Annotated in this window: 3 protein-coding genes and 1 pseudogene; 3 read left to right on the forward strand and 1 reads right to left on the reverse strand. The window is 32.5% G+C overall.

What is annotated here, in order from left to right; all coding sequences use genetic code 11:
* Nucleotides 1-63 precede the first annotated feature (63 nt).
* Nucleotides 64-204 (forward strand): annotated as a pseudogene (locus tag OZD63_RS00730) (XRE family transcriptional regulator); the annotation flags it as partial.
* Between the two features lie 56 nt (nucleotides 205-260).
* Here the strand turns inward: OZD63_RS00730 and OZD63_RS00735 are convergent.
* A complete protein-coding gene (locus tag OZD63_RS00735; RefSeq protein ID WP_274979767.1) occupies nucleotides 261-1,142 on the reverse strand; it encodes a zinc ABC transporter substrate-binding protein in 882 nt (293 codons plus the stop codon).
* Between OZD63_RS00735 and OZD63_RS00740 the strand changes: the two genes are divergently transcribed.
* Complete coding sequence (locus OZD63_RS00740) at nucleotides 1,134-1,874, forward strand: metal ABC transporter ATP-binding protein (protein WP_275007828.1); 741 nt, start codon at nucleotides 1,134-1,136, stop codon at nucleotides 1,872-1,874. The two genes, OZD63_RS00735 and OZD63_RS00740, sit on opposite strands and share 9 nt — an antisense overlap.
* A complete protein-coding gene (ubiB, locus tag OZD63_RS00745) occupies nucleotides 1,871-3,301 on the forward strand; it encodes a 2-polyprenylphenol 6-hydroxylase (protein WP_274979766.1) in 1,431 nt (476 codons plus the stop codon). Before OZD63_RS00740 ends, ubiB begins: the two co-directional genes overlap by 4 nt.
* Nucleotides 3,302-3,861: the final 560 nt, after the last annotated feature.

Consider the following 3,861-nt stretch of genomic DNA (forward strand, 5'->3'; position numbering starts at 1 on the left):
CCAGCTTGCAAATGATTGTCCTTTCCTTCATTTCTCTCCTATTACGAAGATTTTAAACAGGTTCTAAAGATTGATCAACCTAAAGTATCTCAAATCAATAGGTCAAAAATCGAAGGGTTCTCCTTAGAATACTTGCTTAACTTATTGATTGTATTGGGCCAAGACATAAACGTAAGAATAAAGCATAATTCTAAACCTGCATAATATGTAAAGGACAAATAAATGCAGAACAATAAAACAGTAAGCTAAAAGGGAACTTATTACTCAACAAAACAAGACTTAAAATTTTGTGCAATGTTATTGATTATAGCTAGATATGCATCTTTTCCAGGCTCTATGTCTGATCCAATAGGATCAAGAACTACCATTTTTGCGTCATTAGAAAGAGCATTAGGCTTTATGCTGTCTTCCTGTGAATGAGCAAATATACATTTAACGTTTTCTTCCTTCATTATCTTTTTTAGCTTCATTAAACTCCTCATACCTATGTAAGAATCCTCTTCTATGAAAAGAATGGCGCTTGGGTGATTTAAACCAAAATATTTTTCAAAATATTGATAAGCATCGTGAGTGACGATATATTTTTGATTTTTAAAATCATTCAGTTCTTTCATGATTTCTTTTACTTCTTGGTCTATTTTTTTTATAGCTTTTGTTGCATTAGAGTTGTATCGATGGGAATTTTCTTTATCTATGTTAGACAATGTTGCACTTACAGAAAGTATCATGCTCTTTGCATTTTCGGGACTCAGCCAAATGTGTAAATCTTTTTCATCTTTAATGTGAGTAATTTTTCTAGAAAATGAATGTGGCCGAGTAGGAAGTAGGTTGATTGCCTTTGACAATTGCACTAGTTCTTTATTATTTTTGGCGAAAGTTTGAACAAACGTCTCTAAGTTATCGTCAACATAAAATATAACGTCACTTGATTCTAAATTACTCGCATCAGATGGCTTTAATATATAATTATGCGCAGATGTTGCATAGCCAAGCAATTCCGGTTCTAAAATCCCTTCTGTAATAGAAGCTACAAGTGAGTGGATAGGTTTGATTGTAACTACAACTTTTAAATTGGATGAAAAGGCGATATTATAGTATAGTGTAAATGAAAGTAATAGAAAAAAAGTCAGTAAATGTCTCATATAAACGTTGAGAAGAAGTTAAATTTTGTCAATAAATTGAATAATGTCAATAATCGTGTTCTAAAAATAGAAAATCTTGCTCTCACATATGATGGTAAAAGAATCCTTGACAATATCAATATGTTCATCGAAAGAGGAGACATAGTTACAATACTTGGTCCAAATGGTGGAGGTAAAACCTCTTTAGTGAAAGCAATTGCTGGCATAAATAAAAGCTGTACCGGTAATATCGTATTTGCTGACAACATAAAAATTGGCTATATGCCGCAAAATTTTAGTATTAGTAATTTGATGCCAATAACAGTTGAATATTTCCTTTTAAATAGCTCCTTGAAAAGACTAAAGAAAAATCAATCCATTATTACAGAAACGATAGAGTTGGTTGGTATCGGTAACATTTTGAAGAATCAAGTGTTAGAAATTTCTGCAGGGCAAACACAATTATTGCTACTTGCACGTTGTTTAATTGCAGAGCCTGACTTGATCATTCTAGATGAACCAGTTAGTGCAATGGATATTAACGCGCGGGCTAAATTTTATGATATTATAAATAAAATAGCAAAAAAACGATTGGTATCGATTCTTATGACTTCTCATGATCTTAACTCTGCTCTACCATCCTCAGATTACATAATTTGTATAAATAATACTATCTATTGCCAAGGCAAGCCTGATGAGATTATGAAAAATAGAACCCTAAATGAAATATTTAGCAGTTACGCAGCGAAATGATTCAAAATATTTTGCGTCTTCTGCACATAACTACGGTGCTGACGCGTTACAATATATTACCTTATTTACTTCCACCATCAAAAAAATCAATAAATAAAATACAAGGCCACAAGCTAAAGTGTGCTCTTGAAAAATTAGGTCCGGTGTTCATTAAGTTTGGGCAGTCTATCTCATCACGTACTGATGTTTTAAATGAAGATATAACAAGTAACTTGTTATTGATATGTGATAGATTGCCATCATTTTCACATAAAATAGCAGTTAAAACTATAGAAAGTGAGTTTAATTGTAAATTGAGCGACATTTTTTCAAGCTTTTCTGAAAAGCCAATTGCAGCAGCATCGATTTCTCAGGTGCATAGAGCGGTTACAACTGAGGGTAAGGAAGTTGCTGTGAAGGTTTTAAGGCCAAATATTGAGAAAACATTCTCAAGAGATATAAAAATGCTTTCTTGGCTTGCAGAAATTGCAGAAAAATTTAGCGAACAATCAAAAAGGCTGAGGCCAATTGAATTAGTTAAAACTTTTGCTGAAATTTGCCGATTAGAGTTAGATCTACGTTTTGAAGCTGCTCACTCTTCGGAACTAAAGAAAAACACAAAAAATGACAGAGGTTTTTATGTACCTGAAATAGATTGGAATAGAACTGCAAAAAAGGTTTTAACATTAGAATGGATAGAAGCAACGCCAATATACGAAGTTGAAAAACTGAATAATCATAAGCAAATAGCTATCAATCTTATAGAATCGTTTTGTAATCAGGTATACAGGGATTGTTTTTTTCATGCTGATATGCATCCTGGAAATCTAATGGTTGATAGTAATAACAATATTATTGCTCTGGATTGTGGAATCATGGGTAGAATAGATCGTGAGACATGCTATTACGTTATAGAGATACTCAAAGGCTTTTTAAATCGGGATTATGATCACGTTGCAAAAATGCACTTTAAAGCTGGTTACGTTTCATCACAGCATAGAAATTTTGTCACAGCTTGCAGGGCAATAGGTGAACCCATTATTGGGCAGCCTATACAGAAGATTTCATTTGCTAGTTTACTTGCTCAGCTATTAAAAATAACTGGTGATTTTGATATGAAAGTTCAAACACAATTGTTATTGCTGCAGAAAACTATGATTTTACTGGAAGGGACATGTAGAAAGATCTACCCAGAAATCAATATGTGGAAAGTAGTTGAAGCGTGGATAAGCAGTCAACATGAAAGTAAAATAGGGTATAGGGAAAAAATTAGAAGTTCTTATCCTGTAAAAACAATCCAAGGGATATTTAGCCTTATAGAAAAATTAAACCTAATAGCTGATAAAAAATTAGAAAACATCCAAATTAAAAATAAATCAAATGGAAAAGTCTATTTTTTATTGTGGTTTGTAATTATAATTCTAATCGTTAAACTTTTAATTTCTTAAACTATGGGAAAAAACTGCGTCAAATCCAATTTTTATTCAACTTAATTTTTAATCTGCAGGAGCTGAGTTGAGAATGTCCAATTTTCCACTTTCTTTATGTATCTGTTCAGCAGAGTGGCAAAATAAGGTAGACGAGAAAAGACAACTATAGGAACAAATGGGTGTCATGCCAGTGCGTGACACTGGCCTCTTGTTTCAATGTTAAACAAAATACCATAGAATTCAAAAAGACAATTCCTAGAAAATTTCTACATCTAAAAAAGGCATAAGTTATGTTAATGCTGTTTGAATGAGATGATATAAAGATAAGCCAAATTTTTACAAAGAAAACATTTCAAGCAGCAAGACACCTTTGATTGAAAGAGAGCACCAAATTTATGGGGTGAGTAACTGTGCTATTTCAACTATAGTATTTTCTAAAACGAATGATAAACGTCTAGAATGGTATTACCAACTAAAAGGTGTAAGTCTGTACATTGATGCATTAGAGGTCTGAGAACCTGTTTAAAATCTTCGTAATAGGAGAGAAATGAAGGAAAGGACAATCATTTGCAAGCTGG

Origin of the sequence: Wolbachia endosymbiont of Drosophila leontia, from assembly GCF_028981785.1 — a bacterium.
Classification (GTDB): Bacteria; Pseudomonadota; Alphaproteobacteria; order Rickettsiales; family Anaplasmataceae; genus Wolbachia; species Wolbachia pipientis.

What these genes read in the sequence shown, in the direction of transcription:
- OZD63_RS00740 (WP_275007828.1), top strand. Translation starts at nt 1,134, where the DNA reads ATGTCTCATATAAACGTTGAGAAGAAGTTAAATTTTGTCAATAAATTG.
- OZD63_RS00735 (WP_274979767.1), bottom strand. Translation starts at nt 1,142, where the DNA reads ATGAGACATTTACTGACTTTTTTTCTATTACTTTCATTTACACTATAC.
- ubiB (WP_274979766.1), top strand. Translation starts at nt 1,871, where the DNA reads ATGATTCAAAATATTTTGCGTCTTCTGCACATAACTACGGTGCTGACG.